Annotated in this window: 16 protein-coding genes and 2 pseudogenes; 9 read left to right on the top strand and 9 right to left on the bottom strand. The window is 72.4% G+C overall.

All coding sequences use genetic code 11. The features are described from left to right. The first annotated feature begins 508 nt into the window (after window positions 1–508). Both ACFVHV_RS26800 and ACFVHV_RS26795 read left to right on the top strand, forming a co-directional pair. Window positions 509–1,378, top strand: a complete 870-nt coding sequence (locus tag ACFVHV_RS26800) for a DUF5994 family protein (protein WP_380354109.1) — start codon at window positions 509–511, stop codon at window positions 1,376–1,378. After that, window positions 1,375–1,953 carry a DUF5994 family protein gene (locus tag ACFVHV_RS26795; RefSeq protein WP_380354106.1) on the top strand — a complete coding sequence of 193 codons (579 nt, stop codon included), beginning with the start codon at window positions 1,375–1,377 and terminating at the stop codon, window positions 1,951–1,953. Before ACFVHV_RS26800 ends, ACFVHV_RS26795 begins: the two co-directional genes overlap by 4 nt. 45 nt (window positions 1,954–1,998) lie before the next feature. On the opposite strand, the gene ACFVHV_RS26790 is transcribed toward ACFVHV_RS26795, so the two are convergent. Together ACFVHV_RS26790 and ACFVHV_RS26785 are read right to left on the bottom strand one after the other, a co-directional pair. Beyond that, window positions 1,999–2,250, bottom strand: coding sequence for a hypothetical protein (locus tag ACFVHV_RS26790; protein ID WP_359897889.1), 252 nt, complete (start codon window positions 2,248–2,250; stop codon window positions 1,999–2,001). Window positions 2,251–2,370: 120 nt separating this feature from the next. Further along, window positions 2,371–2,553, bottom strand: a pseudogene (locus tag ACFVHV_RS26785) (ribonuclease BN); the annotation flags it as partial. Between ACFVHV_RS26785 and ACFVHV_RS26780 the strand changes: the two are divergent. After that, the gene (locus tag ACFVHV_RS26780; protein ID WP_380354118.1) at window positions 2,513–2,842 is read left to right on the top strand and encodes a hypothetical protein; all 330 of its coding nucleotides are present in this window, start codon (window positions 2,513–2,515) and stop codon (window positions 2,840–2,842) included. The pseudogene ACFVHV_RS26785 and the gene ACFVHV_RS26780 sit on opposite strands and share 41 nt — an antisense overlap. Window positions 2,843–2,997: 155 nt before the next feature. Here ACFVHV_RS26780 and ACFVHV_RS26775 read toward each other — a convergent pair. Both ACFVHV_RS26775 and ACFVHV_RS26770 read right to left on the bottom strand, forming a co-directional pair. Next, window positions 2,998–3,309: pseudogene (locus ACFVHV_RS26775) on the bottom strand (NAD(P)-dependent oxidoreductase); the annotation flags it as partial. A gap of 22 nt (window positions 3,310–3,331) precedes the next feature. Then, entirely contained in the window at window positions 3,332–3,985 is a 654-nt protein-coding gene (locus ACFVHV_RS26770) for a TetR/AcrR family transcriptional regulator (protein WP_359897887.1), read from the bottom strand. A 173-nt stretch (window positions 3,986–4,158) separates the two neighbouring features. On the opposite strand from ACFVHV_RS26770, the gene ACFVHV_RS26765 reads away from it, so the two are divergent. Beyond that, window positions 4,159–5,124, top strand: a complete 966-nt coding sequence (locus ACFVHV_RS26765) for an alpha/beta hydrolase (RefSeq protein ID WP_380354103.1) — start codon at window positions 4,159–4,161, stop codon at window positions 5,122–5,124. Window positions 5,125–5,163: 39 nt separating this feature from the next. Here the strand turns inward: ACFVHV_RS26765 and ACFVHV_RS26760 are convergent, their stop codons facing one another. Further along, window positions 5,164–5,691: a hypothetical protein gene (locus ACFVHV_RS26760; protein ID WP_380354100.1), complete on the bottom strand. Its 528-nt coding sequence runs from the start codon at window positions 5,689–5,691 to the stop codon at window positions 5,164–5,166. A gap of 256 nt (window positions 5,692–5,947) precedes the next feature. On the opposite strand from ACFVHV_RS26760, the gene ACFVHV_RS26755 reads away from it, so the two are divergent. After that, window positions 5,948–6,814, top strand: coding sequence for a GNAT family N-acetyltransferase (locus ACFVHV_RS26755; protein WP_380354098.1), 867 nt, complete (start codon window positions 5,948–5,950; stop codon window positions 6,812–6,814). Between the two features lie 227 nt (window positions 6,815–7,041). Here ACFVHV_RS26755 and ACFVHV_RS26750 read toward each other — a convergent pair whose 3' ends face one another. Continuing rightward, window positions 7,042–7,782: an alpha/beta hydrolase gene (locus ACFVHV_RS26750; RefSeq protein ID WP_380354095.1), complete on the bottom strand. Its 741-nt coding sequence runs from the start codon at window positions 7,780–7,782 to the stop codon at window positions 7,042–7,044. A gap of 244 nt (window positions 7,783–8,026) precedes the next feature. Between ACFVHV_RS26750 and ACFVHV_RS26745 the strand changes: the two genes are divergently transcribed. Continuing rightward, window positions 8,027–8,149, top strand: a complete 123-nt coding sequence (locus ACFVHV_RS26745) for a hypothetical protein (protein WP_359897882.1) — start codon at window positions 8,027–8,029, stop codon at window positions 8,147–8,149. Between the two features lie 102 nt (window positions 8,150–8,251). On the opposite strand, the gene ACFVHV_RS26740 is transcribed toward ACFVHV_RS26745, so the two are convergent. Beyond that, entirely contained in the window at window positions 8,252–9,439 is a 1,188-nt protein-coding gene (locus tag ACFVHV_RS26740) for a hypothetical protein (protein WP_380354092.1), read from the bottom strand. Window positions 9,440–9,608: 169 nt separating this feature from the next. On the opposite strand from ACFVHV_RS26740, the gene ACFVHV_RS26735 reads away from it, so the two are divergent. The 3 genes from ACFVHV_RS26735 to ACFVHV_RS26725 all read left to right on the top strand — a co-directional run bounded on the left by ACFVHV_RS26735 (window position 9,609) and on the right by ACFVHV_RS26725 (window position 13,310). After that, complete coding sequence (locus tag ACFVHV_RS26735; protein ID WP_380354090.1) at window positions 9,609–10,049, top strand: MFS transporter; 441 nt, start codon at window positions 9,609–9,611, stop codon at window positions 10,047–10,049. An 89-nt stretch (window positions 10,050–10,138) separates the two neighbouring features. Further along, complete coding sequence (locus ACFVHV_RS26730; RefSeq protein ID WP_359897879.1) at window positions 10,139–10,975, top strand: amidohydrolase family protein; 837 nt, start codon at window positions 10,139–10,141, stop codon at window positions 10,973–10,975. Window positions 10,976–11,333: 358 nt separating this feature from the next. Further along, window positions 11,334–13,310: a hypothetical protein gene (locus ACFVHV_RS26725; protein WP_359897878.1), complete on the top strand. Its 1,977-nt coding sequence runs from the start codon at window positions 11,334–11,336 to the stop codon at window positions 13,308–13,310. A gap of 173 nt (window positions 13,311–13,483) precedes the next feature. On the opposite strand, the gene ACFVHV_RS26720 is transcribed toward ACFVHV_RS26725, so the two are convergent. Beyond that, window positions 13,484–15,886, bottom strand: a complete 2,403-nt coding sequence (locus tag ACFVHV_RS26720) for an RICIN domain-containing protein (protein ID WP_380354087.1) — start codon at window positions 15,884–15,886, stop codon at window positions 13,484–13,486. 226 nt (window positions 15,887–16,112) lie between these two features. Continuing rightward, a complete protein-coding gene (locus tag ACFVHV_RS26715) occupies window positions 16,113–16,679 on the bottom strand; it encodes a rhodanese-like domain-containing protein (protein ID WP_359907893.1) in 567 nt (188 codons plus the stop codon). Window positions 16,680–16,817 lie beyond the last annotated feature (138 nt).

Genomic DNA, 16,817 nt, shown 5'->3' with positions numbered 1-16,817 from the left:
GACGCCCTGGACGGCTCCTTCGCCCGCGGCGGCGGCGCGACCGGCCTCGACGACCGCGGGTTCGAGCTGGGGCTCGGCCTGCTGCTCGACGGCGTGGAACGCCGGACACCGTAGGGCCGAGGCGGGTGTCGCGCCCCCGGGAGGGGCCGGGGGCTCCTGCCCTCGCCCGAGCGGAGGCCGGCGATGCTCTCGGGCCGGGTCTGCCGGGCGACGACGGGCGCGATCCTGCTCCGGACAACCCACGAGGCGCGGTGACGGCCAACGGATCGCAGGTTCGAATCCGGTTGTCCCGACCTGCAAAACTGCAGGTAGCAGGCCGTTTCCGGTTCTGGCGGGAGCGGCCTTGGCGCCAGCCCGTTGCCATCGTTGTCATGGGTGCCGTCCTCGCATCGTGCACCGCCTGCATCGCCGGGCCCCAGGGAACCGGTGGCGCCGTGATCGGGATGGTTCGCCGGCTTCGCGGTACGGTCGTGGGATGACTCAAGTGCCCAATTGATAGGGCGCGTTGGTGGTGCGTACCGACTTCTCCGGACCCACGTCGCGGGAGCGTCCGCGTGAGGCCTTGGCGGCCCCGAACGAGGACGGGTTCCTGCCCCACGTCGAACTTGTCGACGATCCCCGCTTCGCGGGCATGACCTGCGCCGAGGCGAGGAATCTGCTGCTGGGCGACCACCAGCACCGGTTCCTCGTCCTGGCGGACACGGTGACGCTGAGCTCGATCGGGCTGCCGGTCGCCGTCGTGGACCTGCGGGACGAGCCGGGGCGCTTCATCCGGGTCGTTGCCGCGGAGCTTCGGGGGATCGAGAACAACGTGTCGATCGCGAACATGGGCTTCGGCGAGTTCGCCGACGCCGTCGACGAGGACGGGGTGTCGTGGACCGTGCCCGGTGTCCCGCTGCTGCCGCGCCTGGAGCTGGAGCCGACGATGGCGCGGGCGGGCGTCCTCGACGGGGCCCGGTGGCCCTGCTCGAATCACGTCCTCGCCGAACTTCCGGACCTGGTCACCGCGCTCGGCGCCCACCTCGGGCGCATCGCCCGGGTCGGCCTCGACACCCCGGCCATGGCCGCGCCTCGACGACCGGGAACCGCACCCCGGCCGCGGAACTCCTGCTCGGCTGAACGGTCCGGGCAGACGCGGGCAGACGCGGGCAGCGCCGCGTGCCCGGACCGCTCCCGCTCCGGCCGCTCCGGGCCGACGCGAGCCCGGCATCGGACCCGACCACCGCGGCCCTGTCGGGTCCGGGCCGAACCCGGAGTAGCCTGGGCATCACCGAAGGCACTTCGCATGCCGGCACCGGATACTGGCGTCGTCTCCGGCGAACGGCAAGGCCGGACCCGGCCTCTCGGCCCGGGTCCGGGGACAGGTCCCGGATCATGACCACGACCCTCGATCGTGCGACGACGCCCACCGCCCGGGATTCCACTGCACGGCTCTCCCTCACGCCCGGTGGCGTGCGGCCCGGCCGCCTGGACGGAGCCTGGTGGCCCCGCTCGCGTGATCTTCTTCTCGAACTCCCCGTCCTGGCCGCCGAAATCGACGAGCGGTGGGGCCGGATCACCCGGATCACCGTGAACCCCGCGCAGTGGCCCGTCATCCCCCGGCGCATCCCGGTCGCCGGGCACACCGTCCACGCGGGGTGGTTCACCACCGAGCAGGACCAGCACACGGTCGCGGTGTTCTCGTACGCCCCGCGCCGGCTGAACCTGCTGGTCGTCCCGCCGGAGACGGATGCCGTCGATGCCGCCCGGCTGATGGCCGAAGCCGCCGACCCCGCGAACACCATGGCCGCGAGCGGTCTCCTCGCCGTGGGGACGCGAGACGGCGCACAGCGGCCGAGGTCCGGTTCCGACTTCCTGCCGTCGGCCGTCACTCCCTCCGACGCCGTCGGCGAGGCGGACCGACGGGCGGATGTCGCCCGCAGCCGGGCCGCCTCCTGGCCGGTACCCGCGTAGCCGGCGGGACGGCAGCCGCCCGCTCCGGCCGCGGGGCCGCGTGTGTCACTCGCGGGACCACTCGGCCTCGGCGTGCGGCGGGCCGGCGACACCGGCGCCCTCCCAGAGGCGGATCCTGATCGCTCGGGGGCCGGGCGCGGGCCGGGAGAGCGTACGCACGAACACCTCCCGCAGGTGGTTGGCCGCCCGCTGGGGCGGCCCGTTGTACTCCAGTGGATCCTGCACCGGAGCGCCGCGCTGCCGGGACCAGCGGCCGTCGTCGTCCTGCGTCTCCAGAACCCACCGGTACTGCCGCATCCTGACCTCCGTGCCGACGATCCCTGGCCCCGGACACGACGGTATGGGCCGGGCGGATCAACCGCGACCGGTGGACCGCGCCGCGGCCCGGCCTGCCGTCGGCCGCCGGCGGAGCGGGCCTCAGTCGTGTCGTTTCGGCGCGCGTGTCACGCGGAGGAGTTCCTCGTGGAGCAGCCGGCCGACCAGTGCGCCGCCGAAGACGACGATTCCCACGCCGACCAGCCACGACTGGATGACCAGGACGGTCCCGAACGAGCCATAGGTGACCGCGTTGGACGCGATCAGCGGCGAGAAGACGAGCCGGGGGCAGGCGGCAGGCTCCAGGCCTTCCTGGTTCCAGCACGCCCTCGCGCGCACCGGAGCGGCGGGCCTGACGGCCTTCGCCGGCGACGCGGCAGCAACCGTCCCGCATCTGACCGGCAGGCAGGGCCGCAAGCGGTACGAGGGCATCTCGCACGCCGCGATCGGCAGCGTCCAGGACGCGGACCACGAACTCCTCGGCGTCCCGTTCGTCGGCACCGACCACGTCCTGCGCCTCAACCGCACCCGGGCCAAAGCTGAAGGGTCTGCAGGTCTCGATCACAGGCAGTAGCTGTGGCGGGGCGGTCGACCCGGGGACCACTTTGGGACCACACCTGATGAGCGCCTATGGGTGCCGATGGTCCGAAACGGACACTTGTGCACGAAGTGAACATTGAGCAACTGTCAGCTCCACGTGTGGCGGCGATTCCGTCGAGAAGTCCCAACTCACTTGTTCCCCAGGATGGTCTTGAGGGCCCGGCTGTCGACAGTAGTTGAACCCCTTGACTGGGGGTCAAGGGGTCTCTGGCAAGTGGTGGGCGTCCGACTCTCCCGGCGCTTCGCTGTCTCGTGATGACCGGTCCGCTGAGTCCAGGGGCTGACGGCGGCGCGGGCGAAGCATTCGCCGATCTTGCCGGTGCCGATGACGCCGACGGTCATGCCGTGGATGTCGCGGCCGAGGAGGCCGTCGAGGCGGAAACCGAATTCTCGGGTGCGGTTGGCGACGGGGGCAAGGGTCCAGGCGTAGTCGGCGACCGCACGGCACCCACGGTCCGGCACGTCAGGGGAGCAGGGCCTCGATCCGGGCGAGGTGGGCGGCGAGGATCTCCTCGAATGCGGCGCGGCGGTCCGCTCCGAGGGGGCGGATGTCGCGGGCGAAGTGGGCCAGGGCGGGGAAGCGTTCGGGGTCGGCGCCGAGGACGGCGACACGGAACTGCTCCATGCCCTGCTCGTACTCCTCGGGGGTGACGGTGCTGATGCCGGCCTCGGAGGAGATCAGCGCGGCGAGGAGGATGACGATGCGGTGGTACCGCACCGCGACCTCCTCGTCGGGCAGGCCGGACGCGCGCAGGGCCTGCAGCAGTTCCTCCATGACCATGCGGGATCCGGTGCCGCCGGACCCGTAGCGTCCCCACACCGCGGCGAGTTGGAGTTGCTCGCCGAAGGCCTCGCGCAGGCGCAGGGCCAGGGCGGTGATGCGCTGCTTCCAGTCGCCCTCGGGGCGGTAGCCGTCCATGGAGGCCAGCAGGATCCGGTCGGCCACCGCGCGCAGCAGTTCGGTCTTGTTCCGGAAGTGCCGGTAGAGGCTGGAGGAGTCGGTCCCGAGGGCCGCGGCGAGTTTGCGCACGCTGAACGACTCGGCGTCGCTCGTGCGCAGCAGTTCCGCCGCCGTGTCCAGGATCTCCTCGGTCGACCATCGCCTTCGGCCGGTCATCCCGCCCTCCCGTCGCTCGTCCGGAGTCAGCCTAGCTCATGCACTTTCTCTTGTACTTGCTCATGCGCTTGCTTGTGCACTTGCTGTTGCACGCACTGCGTGCATAATCGGTGCAACGCACAGTCCGACCACAACGAGACCCCGGCACCCGGCCGGGAGGGGGAGAAGGACGCATGAGTGGGAGCGCTTTCGCGACACGGCCTCCGGAGCCGGATTACTCGGTGATCACGACCGAGGAACTGCTCGCCCACCGCGACACGGAGAACCGCTGGCGGGCGTCGGGCGCGGCTCGGGCCGTCCTCGGGGAACCCGATCCCGGCGCCGCGATCGCCTGGCAGCAGGTGGCGCTGCCCGGCCGTGACCTCCCGGTCCGGGTGTACCGGCCGCAGTCGACGGGGGAGGGCGAGGCCGGCACCCGAACCGACCTGCCACTCGTGGTCCATGTCCACGGCGGCGGCTTCGTGGGCACGGCGACCCAGTGCGACTGGGCCAACAGCCACCTCGCCGCGGCACTGCCCGCCCTCGTCGTCTCGGTCGAGCACCGCCTCCTCGCCCCCGGCAGCCCGCTCGCGGACGCCGCCGACGACGGCTGGGGCGTGCTGGAGCACGTGGTGCGGCATGCCGCGCAGTGGGGTGTCGACCCGGCGCGCACGGCCGTCTTCGGTGAGAGCTGCGGCGCGCTGATCAGCGCCTTGACGGCGATCAGGGCCAGGGAGGCCGGCGTGGAGCTCAAGGCGCAGGTGCTGGTCAATCCGGTGGCCGATGTGACCGGGACGGGGATGTTCGACCACCCCTCGATCGCCGAGTACGCGGACGACCCGACCCCGGCCCTGCCGCTGCTGCGGCTCTTCCAGCGGCTCGCCGTTCCGCCGGGAGCCGACGCCGGTGCGGTCTCACCGCTGCACGCGAACGACCTGAGCGGGCTCGCCCCGGCGCTGGTGGTGGTGCCCACCCGGGACGCGGTCGCCGACCACGGCCGCAGCTACGCCGAGCGGCTGCGCGAAGCAGGGACCCCCGTGCGGCTCTCCGAATACCCGGGAGCCAAGCACGCGTTCCTCACCCTGCCCGGCCTGGAAGCGCAGGCCGAGGCCGCCCGGGCCGAGATCCTCGCGTTCCTCCGCGCGGCCCTGGCCGAGTGACGGAGGAACGACCGCCGACACTCGCGGAACGTCCTCGCGTCACTCCTGGTAGCAGCACCCGCCGTACTCGTCGCAGTCGTATTCGAAGCCGTCGTCGGCGCCGTGGGTACGGCTCAGCTTTTGGTCGTCCACGGGGCAGATCGGGGTGAACGACGGATTGACCTGGAGGAACGTCGAATCCTTCAGGGAGAACACAGAATTGACGACATCGAGGCCGTGTTCGCGAATCCCTTGCTGAATGAAGTCGAATGCGTCGTAGACGTGGCCGCAGGCGCACGTGATCGGGGCGCATCTGAAGTTCGCGACCCTGACGCCCAGCTCCACTCGAATCCTTTCGGTTTCCTCAGGGGATATCGGGCGGAGCCCCGTGCGGCGAATCCGCTCCGGAGTCCAGAACCGCTCCTTGATGACAGCGGCCTGGGTGCGGGTCAGGTAGAACGAAGCCGAGATGCCACCCGCGATCGTGGCGATGACGATGTCCGCGACGGCTTCGTCGTCCGCTGAAGCCACCACCTTTCCGGTGGCGACTACCTTGTCGATTTCCGCTAGCAGCTTCATGGTGCCCACTTCTTGAATTCCTGCGATTCACCTGCGGTGTCCGCGAACTCTCGGTGATGCGCATCATTTCGCTGTCTCGTCCGCCGGAGACCGGGTGCGGGTGAGGTTTCAGAGTCGGAGGGGGCCGTCAGGCCTGTGGAGGTGCCTATTGTCAGTGTGCGACGTCCCGCGACCGCTCAGCAACCGGACCGGAGAGCCACCGTGAACGGCAGGATTCCCGGTTAATGGTTTGCAGATCTCCGGGATGGGGTGTCGGATCCCGGCCATGACGATTGTGCTGGGAACGCCGACGGCAGGCGGGGTGCGCGAGGCCATGGGCGCACTGCGGGAGTGGCAGGACGACGGAGCGCCGATGCAACTGCACCCGGGGGACATCGGCTGGAACCATCGGCTCGGAACGCCTGAGACGGCCGCGGCGGTTCGGACCTGGAGCCGGGGCGGACGGATCCTCGCCGTCGGGATGCTGGACTCGCCGACGGTGTTGCGGATGACGGTCGCTCCCGGCGCGTTCCAGGACGAGGACCTGGCGCGGCGGCTTGTCGAGGACATCTCGCTGCCCGAGCGCGGCGTGCTGCCGGAAGGAGCGGTGTCCGTCGAGGCGCCGCTGGGCCTGCTGCTTCACGACCTGCTGACCGAGGACGGCTGGGGCGTCGACGAGCCGTGGACGCCGCTCTTCCGCGACCTCGCGGACGCGGTGGAGGACCCCGGCGTGCGGATCAGGGCGATCGGCCCGGAGCAGGCGCAGGACTTCGCCGACGTTCTGCGGTCGGCGTTCAACACCTCGCGGCCTACGCGCGAGTACTGGCACGCGATGTCGGCGGGGCCGTTCTCCGCCGACGCCCGCTGCCTGGGAGCCTATGACGACCACGGCAACCCGGCGGCGGTGGTGACGGTCTGGTCGGCCGGCCCGGGGAAGCCGGGACTGATCGAGCCGATGGGCGTCCACGAGGACCACCGCGGTCGCGGGTTCGGCCGGGCGATCACCGTCGCCGGGGCAGCCGCGCTGCGGGAGATGGGCTCGTCGAGCGTTCGTGTGTGCACTCCGAGCTCCAACGTCGGTGGCGTCGCCACCTACAGGGCGGCCGGGTTCGAGGCGAGGCCGGAGATCGGCGACCGGATCCGCAAGGCCTGACGCCGATACAGCCCGGGCCCTCGGCCCCCAGGGGTCCGCCGAGCGGAGCTGACAGCAGGTTCGTACGGGCTGGAGTCGGGTCCGGTTCGGCTGGTGACCGGGCGCGGCCCCGATCGGGACCGCACCCGGTCGGGGCCATCACGGAGAGCCCAGGCCGTCCTTGACGAGTGGTGTGCCGGCCGGCACCGCCTCCTGCCTACTGGGCCGGCCGCTGGTCCGGCCCGTGATCAGCGCAGGTGCCGGGCGAAGAACCCGGCCGCGTCCTCCCCGGCGAACTGCGGGACGCCCGTGTGCCCGCCCATGTTGGCGTGCAGCGTCTTCTCCTGGGAGCCGAAGGCGTCGAACAGGTCCAGGGACGCCTGCCGGTCGTTCCCTTCGTCGTCCCACTGCAGCAGGACGTGCAGCGGAACGGTGACCCGGCGGGCCTCCTCGAACATGGCGCGGGGCACGAAGCTCCCGGCGAAGAGGCCGGCGGCCACGATGCGCGGCTCGACCACCGCCAGCCGGATGCCGATGGAGATGATTCCCCCCGAGTACCCGACCGGGCCGCCGATCCCGGGTAGTGCGAGGAGGGAGTCCAGGGCGGACTGCCATTCCGGGACGGCCCGGTCGACGAGCGGGAGGATGAGGGCGTCGACGATCTCGTCACCGACCGGCTCACCGGCGGCCATGGCCTGCCTCAGGTCGGCGCGGGCCTGTTCGGCCGCGGCCCAGCGGGGCCGGTCACCGCTCCCGGGGAGCTCGATGGTGGCGGCGGCGAAGCCGTCCGCCGCGCAGCGTCGGGCCCGGGCGACCAGCCGGGGGTACATCTTGTGCAGGCCGAGCGGGGGGTGGCCGAGCAGGATCAGCGGGACCGGCTCGGACGCGGAGGCGGATGCGGGCGTCCACAGGATGCCGGGGATCTCGCCGAGGGTGAACTCGCGCTCGAGGATGTCGTCGTCGAGGCGCTGTTCGGAAGTGAAGTTCATGGTCGTGCCTTTCGGGAATGCGCTGGAACGGCGCTCCCGGACGACGACCTATCGCCCGACCGTGACCCCGGAGGAGAGCACCCATGTCGATACGTTCACGGGTACCACCTCCTTGTTCTCTCGCACGGCCTCCGGAAGGCTAGCAGATCGGCGGAAGCAACGGTCGACGAAGCGAACGCGCGTCCGTCAAGGTTCGACGGCATGCGGTCAGAGCCCGGTGGCACCGGACGGGCATCATGGGCTGATGCGCGTCGTTCTCTTCCAGCCTCCGGTGTTCAGACGGGAAGCCCCCGCCACTGCGCTGGCCAAGGCCCTGGCCGTGAGCGACAGTTGGGCCACCATCCTGCATCTCGGGATCGGTGACTGACCGGCCACGTCTCCGTCGGCGCTCCGGGACGGCTTGGCCGAGGGCCGCCGATGTCACGCTCGACGCCATCACCGTGCCCGGCGTGCGGGTCTCGCGCATCGCTCAGTCAACGTCCGCGTCGCCGGTGTCCGCGTGCTCGCCCAAGCCGAGACCGGAGAGTATGTGGTCGACGTCCTGGTCGTCGGCTCCCTCGATGTCGATGTCGCCCTCCACGTGCAGGTCGAGGTGGGCGAACCGGGGGGCCAGTTCGGTCAGAACGGTCAGCGGGTCCCGGTCGTCGTCCGTGTCCTCGATCACCAGGTCCCTGATGCCCAGGTGCGTGAGCTGGGGGAGCAGCGAGCTCTCCGCGAGGACGACGAAGTCGCCGGCCTCGTCAGGGTCGAAGTGCGCCTCGCTCAGGTCGAGGCTTCTCAGTCGGGGATACCTGGACGCCTCCAGCGCTTCCAGCTGGGCGTTGGTACCCACGGTGCCGTGGACGTCATGGCCGATCTCCACCTCCAGCGAGGTGAGACCGGGTGCCGAGAACGTGAACAGGGAACCGTCCGAGAAGACGGCCCCCCGGGTCCGCAGATGGGTCAGGGTGTCGTGTTCCACGTCGTCGAACAGGAAAGCGCCTTCGAGTTCCAGGGTGCGCAGTGCGGGCAGGGACGTCCACAGGGCGCGCTCCACCTCCTTGGGCACCACCGGATCGTGCAGGTACTTCTCGGGGTCGACCCGGTTTCCCGTCGAGGTCTCGTGGAGCTCGAAGAGCGTGTCGAAGTGGTGGCCGAAATACAGGGCCTGCAGTCGGGGCCACGGTCGACGGGAGAGGGCGGCCGCGGCGCGTTCGGCGGAGTGGTGGTAGTCGGTGAGGTGCAGTTCCAGGTCGGCCAGCAGGCGGGTTGCCGGGTGGGACAGCAGGACATCGATCAGCGCCGCCTCCCACTGCTCGGGATCGGTCGGATCGGAGGCCCTGGCGTGGGGCAGGTCCGCGAGGAGCCGCTCCAGCATCGCCCGGCGCTGCGGCGCGGTCTCCGCCGCCAGCCGGAAGACGGCCTTGTCGATGAAGCCGCGGGACCAGGTGAACTGCCAGGAGCCGTCAGCGCGCAGAGGATCGAGCCCGAGCGCACGCTCCACCTCGGCGTACGCGGCGGCCGGCTCCGGCACGTCCTCGCCGCCGTTCCGGTGGAGGTGCTCCAGCCGGATCGCCTCGCCTCGTGGGTCACCTGCCGTGGTGAGCGCGTCCGCGTAGGCGAGCCATGCCTCCCACCCGCCCGACACCGGTGCAGCCACGTCGTCGACAAAGGGCATGTCCTTCTCCTGGTCTCGGGTACGAGGCACCCTAGGCGTCTCCACTGACACCGCCGCCCCACCACCGATTTCCGCTCTCGCGGGCCGACTCGGCGCTGCGAAGCGGCCTGCCGCAGCGCGCTGTGGGTGGGGAGTCCTCGGCCGCGGTCAGGACGACGAGTTCGAGGGTGTGGGTTCCGGGGACGACGGAGGCGGTGCAGTCGAGGTCGAGGCGGCCGGCGGCTGCCTGTGGTGGCGTCGCGGGCGCACCCGCGACGGGGACGCGGTCCTGCTGGACCGGGATCTGCTGCGCACGCCCGGCGTGCGGACCGCGGCAATGCTGGCGGGCACGTTCTACCTCTGCGTCACCGGGTCGCTGTTCCTGCTGCCGCCCTACCTCCAGCAGGTGCGCGGGATGTCCCCGGCCGCCTCGGGCCTCGCGGTCCTTCCCGTCAGCCTGGCCGTCGCCGCGGCCGCGCTGGTCTCCGGGCGGCTGATGAGGACCCCGGGACCACGCCCGTTCCTGGCCACGGGTCTTCTGTCGCCGGGCCGCCGTCGGGGCGTGATCAGGACTCATGCCCCGTGCTCCGAAGTGTCGTTGATGGTTCGGCCTCGTTGTTCCCTACGGTGAGGCTGCGAGGACGTCCGGCGCGGACACCGGCACCGTGGCGCCGCACCTCGCCCCCGGGCCCGGGCCGGGTTCGCGAAAGGCACGTACCCATGCCGATGGACATCGTCGACGCTCAGATCCACCTCCACCTCACCATGAGCGCCGAGGAGACCCTCGCCGCCATGAACGCCCTGGGCATCCAGGCGGCGGTGATCGACGAGTTCTGGGGGTTCGAGGCCCGGACCGGCCATGGCGAGCCGGGCATCGCGCTGCCGGGGGCCCGCGCGTTCCGTGCCGTCGCGCCCGGGGCCGAGATGGCGTCGATCCGGTACCCCGAGCGCTTCTGCTACCTGCTGCGCATCCACCACCGGGATCCCGAACTCGCGGCCGGTATCAGGGCGGTGGCCGACGCGCCGTATGCCCGGGCGGTGCGGATCGTGGCACGCGAGGACGAGGACGTCAGGGAACTGGCCCGGGGCGACTACGGGCCGGTGTTCGACGCCTCCGCCGACCACGGCCTGCCCGTCTTCGCGATGACGGCGCGCAACGGGCACCTGCTGCGCCCCTACGCGAAAGCCCATCCCGACACCCCGATCGTCCTCGACCACGTTGGAATGCCGGTGAACGACGAGGAGTTCGAGGACGTCCTGCGGCTGTCCGACCAGCCGAACATCATGATCAAGTGGGGGCACGGCCCGGAGCTGTTCCACGCCGGTGACTACCCGTTCACGCCCGCGCTCGACAAACTGCTGCGCGTGCTGGACGCCTTCGGCCGCGAGCGCGTCATGTGGGCCAGCGACCACACCATGATCAGCGGCGACCACTGCTGGGCCGACGAGCTCTTCGCCCTGCGGGAGACCGACCGGCTCGGCGCCGAGGACAAGGAGTGGCTCCTCGCGGGGACGGTGCGTTCCGTCCTGGACTGGCCGCGCCCGGCGAAGCCGTGAGCGGGAGACCGTGAGCAGGAGGCCTGAGCGGGAGGCCGTGAGCGGGCGGCCGTTCGGCGGAGGTGATGGCCGGTCGGCACGGTCGGCACGGTCGGAACCGCCCCGGATCCGCTCCGTCGGCCCGTCCCGGCCCCGACCCCGGCCGCCGGGTGCCGCGTGAACCAGAGGGGAAGGCCCCGCTCCAGGGCGGTGAAGTCTCGGTGGCCGCGACCCGGGATTCGCCCGAACCAGTCAACAACGCTGTCGGTCAGTGCTATGTTACCCGGCGGTTCGAGAGTCGGTGCGACGGCTCCGAGCTGTGCGTCCCGCCACAAGTCACCACTGCCTCAGCACCGTTGACCCCGAAGGGACCCTCCACGTGACCGTGCGCAAGCTGACGCTGTCAGCCGCGGCGACAACCACCGTGCTCCTCCTCTGCGGCGCCGTCCTGACCGGAGCGGCGGCCTCACCGGCCGCCGCGAACACCACCGCAACTACCGCAACCACCGCAACCACGGCAGCGGCGTCGTCCGACCCCTCCGCCGCCCCGGGCGCGTCGGCGACGCTGGCGCCCCCGACGTCCGGCACGGCCGCGGCCACGGTGGCGGCCCCGGCGCAGGGCAGCGCGCCGGCGACCGCCACCACCGCCCCCGTCCTCGCGCTCTCCTCCTACGACCCGACCACCGGCGCCGCCGTGCTCGCGCCGGCCACCACCGGTCCGCAGGCACCGTCCGCCCTGGCCGCGAGCCCGGACGCCGCCGCGGCCGCCGTCCGGCCCGGGCAGCTGATCGACAGCCCGCCCACCCCGGCGGCCCCGCACGGTGCGCTGGTCGCCGTCACCGATGTGCAGTCGACGGCCGACGGGAAGGTGGCCGTCTCCACCCGCCCGGCCACCCTCCCCGAACTGCTCGGCGGCACCAGCACCAGCCTGCGCAGCGCCGTCAGCCCGAGCACCTTCGACGTCCAGCCCCAGATCGGCGGCGTCCAGGTCGTCACCGACTTCGGAGCGACCTCCGGCCAGGGCTCGGTGTCCGGCAGCCTGGGGCTGAGCGCGAACGTCACCGTCCCGCTGCCCGACGGCAGTTCGGCGAAGATGTCCGGCTCGGTCTCGCTCCGTCCGGCCATCGACTTCTCCTACCAGGGCGGCCTCGGCGTCATCGACCCCCAGCAGGCCCGGGTCGGCTTCACCCTGGGCGCGCACGCGGACTGGCACGTCAGCGCGAACCTCACCGCGAGCACCGGGCCGATCCGGATACCCCTGGCCAAGTACAGCGCCAGCCCCGTGGTGATGGTCGGCCCGCTGCCCGTCGTGATCAACCTGGCCTTCACCCTCTCGGCCGACATCAGCGCCGACGGCACCGTCAGCCTCGACGCCGAGCAGGCCTACGACGGCCAGTGGGGCGTCCACTCGGACTACGTCAAGGGCCCGGGCTGGACCACCACCACCGACCCCGGGAACTCCACCGTCTCCCCGCTGCGCCTCAACCTCAGGGGCTCCGCCTCGGCGAAGGCCGGCCTGCTCGCCGAGGGTTCGATCGCCCTGTACGACACGATCGGCGTGAAGGCGTCCATCGAGCCGTACCTGCGGGCCGTGGTCAACGGCTCCGTCGTCCTCGACGGCGCGAGCACCACGCCGGACGTCAACGGTGCGGCGGCCCTCTACGGCGGACTCGACATCAACGGGGCGCTGATGGCCCGGCTCGTTATCCTCGGCACCCCGATCCTGGAGGCGGACCTGCCCTTCCTGGCCTTCCACCGCGAATGGCCGATCGCCTCGGTCAGTGTCGGGCAGCCCCCGGTACGGCTGGTGGACTGGACGTCGCTCAACGCCAGCCTGTTCGACGACAACCACTCCGCCTACCTGAAGTCCCGGCCGGACTGGGACCCGTACGCCCTCAAGGCCGCCTGCCCGGACGGCAGCCGGCTGATCGGGCTGAGCTACGGCGGCGACAACGGCCTCTGCACGGACGTCACGAAGGCGGACCTGTGGGACGCCGGCCGCGCGTTCGTCGTCGACCACGGCGGCACCTACGTGACCAGCGAATGGGCGTCGGGCTACGCCAAGGCCCAGTGCCCGGCCGGCTCGGTCATGACCGGGTACAGCCGCAACGGCCGGACGATGGGCGCGCTGTGCGCCAAGTCCGCCGCCCCGCTGGGAACTTCGACCCGCACGCTCTGGTTCGAGAAGGGCGACAACCGCCCGGCCGCGGCCGGTGGCGGTGACTTCTCGTACGGCTTCGCCAAGGGCCAGTGCGCGGACGACGAGGTCGTCGCGGGCATGGCCTACAGCGCGCCCTGGTGGCAGCTGTGGGCGGCGCGGCCGTCCGCGCTGCTCTGCCAGAAGCTCGCCGTCTGACAGCCGTAGGGGCAACCACCGTTGAACGCGGCCGACCCATGGCCGACCACGGCTGATCACCGCTGACCGCCGAGCAGGTCGCGCGGCCGGGGGGCCCCCCCCCCCCGGGGGGGCCGGGGGGCCGGCCCCGGCGGGGGGGGGGCGCGCCGCCCGCGGGTGGGGCGGTGTGGGGGTCAGTCGGTGACGGTCGCGGTCGCGGAGCGGCCCGGGGCGAGGGTCACGGTGGTGGAGGTGTAGGTCACGCCGTCGACGGTCGTGGTGCGGGCCTCGCGCGGCGCGCCGTCGACGGTGACGCGGGCGTGCTGCCCGGGGAAGCGGGCCTCCCAGGTCAGCCGCTCGGTGCCGGTGTTGGTGACGGTGCTGCGCTGGGTGCCGTCGTGGCGGACGGTCACCGTGCCGGCGCCCACCGGGATGCCCGCGACCTGGAGCCAGCCCATCGGGGAGGGCAGCTGCGGGGCGGTGGTGAGCGCGTGGCCGGCGGCGTCCGGGGTGACGCCGAGCAGGCCCTGGACGGTCTGGGCGAGCAGCGTGAACGGGACCTCGGGGTAGTCGCCGTTGAGCATCGCGCCGCTCACGTGCGGCTCGCCGGTGCTCTCGTAGATGTGCCGCATCCACTTCCAGGCGGTGGTGCCGTCGTGGTTGGCGAAGAAGGCGTCCGGGAGGTAGGTGTAGGCCTCCAGGTTGGCCGAGCGCTCCGGGCCGGAGTCGGCGGCGTCGACGGCGGCGAGGAAGCCGTCCCGGCGCGGGCCCGGGTCGAGCAGCCGCTTGACCGGCATCAGCACGCTCGCCTCGTAGCCCCAGCCGGTGATCGGCCTGCCGGTGGTGTCGTAGCCGTGGACGACCTCGCCGGGCTGCGAACCGTCCACGCTCCAGGTGGAGTTGACGTACGTGTGCAACTGGTCGGCGGCCTTCCGGTAGCCGGCGGCGGAGGCGGCGTCGCCCCGGGCCTCGGCCAGCGTCGCGGCGGCGAGGTAGGCCTGGTACTGGGCGCCGACCGCGTCGCCCGCCTCGGCGTAGGTGCGGGTGGCGTTCTCGGCGTAGCTGGCGGTGCCGGCGAAGATGCTGCGGCTGGTGGCCTGCGGGATCGGCACCCCGCCGTTGTCGACCGGGCCGGGGCGGGCGGCGATGAACGGGCCGAGGGTGTTGCGGACGTAGCGGCCCAGGCCCGGGTCCTCGGCGTAGTCCCGGTCGCCGGTCCAGCGGAAGGCCTCGCCCGCCTGCTGGACGAGTTCGAACGGCGCGGGCAGCTCGCGGACGAAGCGGTCCGGGCCGCGGTAGTCGATGGCCGCGTAGCTGCGGGCGTCGAAGTTGAGCGCCCAGACCGGGTAGAGCCGGTTGACGTCGGTGGCGGAGGCCGCGAAGCCGCGCAGCATGGTCTTGTTCTCGGCGTCCAGCCCGAGCAGGTGGGCGCCGACCAGCTGGTGGGCGAAGTCACGGCTGTAGAAGGCGGAGCGGAACGGGTAGCCGGCCCAGTAGGAGGCGTCGTAGGTGGTGGTGCCGGTGCCGCCGGGGTGGTTCTCGTCCTGGTCGAGCACGCCGGTGGCGCCGGGCTGCTGCACCCAGCTGTTGGCCTTGGTCTTGGCCCAGTCGAAGAGGGCGACGACCTCGGGGTCGGAGGAGCTGATCACCGGGTCGTTGGGGGCGGACGGGGCGACGGCGGCGTCGTCGACGTTGACCCAGCCCGTCGGGGAGGAGCCGATGGTGAGGGTGAGCCGGTCGCCGGCGGCGACCCGCACCCGGGGGAGGGTGTACTTCGCGTAGGTGGACTGCTCGGGCAGCGGCAGGGAGCGCACCGCGGTGCCGTTGACGCTCACCGAGAGGCTGCCGCCGGCGCCGCCCGTCGCGATCCAGGCGGACAGGTCGTAGGTGCCCGCGGTGACGGCGGTGACCTGCTGGCTCACCGTGTAGCCGGGGCCGGCGTCGAGGTAGGCGAGGCGGCTGCCGCCGTGCGGGTTGTTGGTGGCGGTGCCGGTGTGGGCGGTGAAGGTCCAGCCGTCGGCGGTGGGGGCGCCGGTGGTGGGGGCGCCGCTCCCGCTGCTCTGCTCGAAGCCGGGGTCGGCGAGGACCAGCGGCTCGGTGCGGGTGAGCGTCCAGCGGTGGGCGGGGCGGTTGTCGCAGTGGTGGTTCGCCGGGGCCGGGCCGGCGGTCAGACAGGCGCCGGTGCCGCGGACGGTGAGGGTGTAGGTGCCCTGCGGAGCACGGGAGACCGTGAAGCGCTCGGCCTCGGGGGCGGAGCCGCAGTCGGCGGTGGCGGGGCGGCGGTCCGGGCCGCCGAGGGTGAGGCAGCGGCCGCTGGCGGCGTTGACCAGGAGGTACTCGCCGCCGGTGCGGCGCAGCTGCCAGCGCTGGCTGAGCAGCCGTCCGCAGGCCGCGCCGAGCACCGGGGTGCCGGGGGCGGGCTGGGCGTACTGGGGGCCGAGGCAGGAGCCGTCCAGTGCGGAGCCGAGCAGGTAGCTGCCGCCGTCGACGAGCGGTGCTCCGGCGGCGGCCGGGGCCGGGGCGGCGCCGAGGGCCTGGGCGGTGAGGACGGCCAGGAGGGCGAGACCGGTGGGTAAGGCGCGGGGGCGGGGCGGCATGGCTGAGCTACCTCCGGTCGGTCGGTGGGTGGTCGCGTTGGAACGTTCAAATCAGATGGGAAAGCCGAGCTATGATGCATCGCATGTGATGGGTGACATTTCACATGGTTGTTTCGGTCGCGTCAACGGGATGTGCGGTAAGGGCTTCCGGGAGGTGACCGGGACGAATGGTGAAGGCTCCCGCCCGACGGGGGTGGGCGGGAGCCTTCACGTCCTGGGACGGGGTTCAGCGCTTCAGGGTGGCGAGCGTCTCGTCCAGGCTCGGCGTGCCGGGGCGGGGCCGGTTGTACGGGAGCCTGGAGAGCATCGATCCCATCGCGCAGGTGTTGGTCAGCGCGGAGAAGGCCAGCCCGCCGCCGACGGCCGCGGAGACCCAGCGGGCGCCCGGCAGGGCGAGGTCGATCAGCACCCCGGCCAGCACCAGCGAGCCGGCCACCAGGCGGACCTGGCGGTCCAGCGCCCACACCCGGCGGGCGCCGGCCACCTGGTCCAGCGGTCGGCCGGCATCGGCCCAGGCGTTGGTGCCGCCGGTCAGGGTGAGGGTCGGGATGCCGGCGTCGGACAGCTGGCGGCACGCGTTGTCGGCGCGCGGCCCGGCGGCGCAGACGACGGCGATCTCGCCGTGCGCGGCGGCCTCGCGCAGCGTGGGCAGGGCGCGGTCCAGCTGGTCGAGCGGGACGTTGAGGGCGCCGGGGATGTGGCCCGCGGCGTACTCGCCGGGGGAGCGGACGTCGATGAGGGTGAGCTGCCCGAGGCGGGGCTGGAGCTGCTCGACGGTCAGCGGCGTGGTCATGGGGGGTGGGGTCCTCTCCGGAAGGGGGTGTGGCTGGGGGATGGGGGGTCGGGGGCTGGGCGTCGGCCCGTCGCGGTGGCACCGTGGTCGGCCCGTCGCGGTGGTCGGCCCGGCGTGCTGATCGGCGCAGCGTGCTGA

This window comes from Kitasatospora sp. NPDC127116 (genome assembly GCF_042677365.1).
GTDB lineage: Bacteria > Actinomycetota > Actinomycetes > Streptomycetales > Streptomycetaceae > Kitasatospora > Kitasatospora lactacystinica.
Note: the sequence above shows the minus strand (reverse complement) of the source record. Positions and strands in the feature narration are given on the sequence as shown.

What these genes read in the sequence shown, in the direction of transcription:
- ACFVHV_RS26755 (WP_380354098.1), top strand. Translation starts at nt 5,948, where the DNA reads ATGACGATTGTGCTGGGAACGCCGACGGCAGGCGGGGTGCGCGAGGCC.
- ACFVHV_RS26790 (WP_359897889.1), bottom strand. Translation starts at nt 2,250, where the DNA reads ATGCGGCAGTACCGGTGGGTTCTGGAGACGCAGGACGACGACGGCCGC.
- ACFVHV_RS26740 (WP_380354092.1), bottom strand. Translation starts at nt 9,439, where the DNA reads ATGCCCTTTGTCGACGACGTGGCTGCACCGGTGTCGGGCGGGTGGGAG.
- ACFVHV_RS26715 (WP_359907893.1), bottom strand. Translation starts at nt 16,679, where the DNA reads ATGACCACGCCGCTGACCGTCGAGCAGCTCCAGCCCCGCCTCGGGCAG.
- ACFVHV_RS26770 (WP_359897887.1), bottom strand. Translation starts at nt 3,985, where the DNA reads ATGACCGGCCGAAGGCGATGGTCGACCGAGGAGATCCTGGACACGGCG.
- ACFVHV_RS26750 (WP_380354095.1), bottom strand. Translation starts at nt 7,782, where the DNA reads ATGAACTTCACTTCCGAACAGCGCCTCGACGACGACATCCTCGAGCGC.
- ACFVHV_RS26730 (WP_359897879.1), top strand. Translation starts at nt 10,139, where the DNA reads ATGCCGATGGACATCGTCGACGCTCAGATCCACCTCCACCTCACCATG.
- ACFVHV_RS26795 (WP_380354106.1), top strand. Translation starts at nt 1,375, where the DNA reads ATGACCACGACCCTCGATCGTGCGACGACGCCCACCGCCCGGGATTCC.
- ACFVHV_RS26765 (WP_380354103.1), top strand. Translation starts at nt 4,159, where the DNA reads ATGAGTGGGAGCGCTTTCGCGACACGGCCTCCGGAGCCGGATTACTCG.
- ACFVHV_RS26720 (WP_380354087.1), bottom strand. Translation starts at nt 15,886, where the DNA reads ATGCCGCCCCGCCCCCGCGCCTTACCCACCGGTCTCGCCCTCCTGGCC.
- ACFVHV_RS26745 (WP_359897882.1), top strand. Translation starts at nt 8,027, where the DNA reads ATGCGCGTCGTTCTCTTCCAGCCTCCGGTGTTCAGACGGGAAGCCCCC.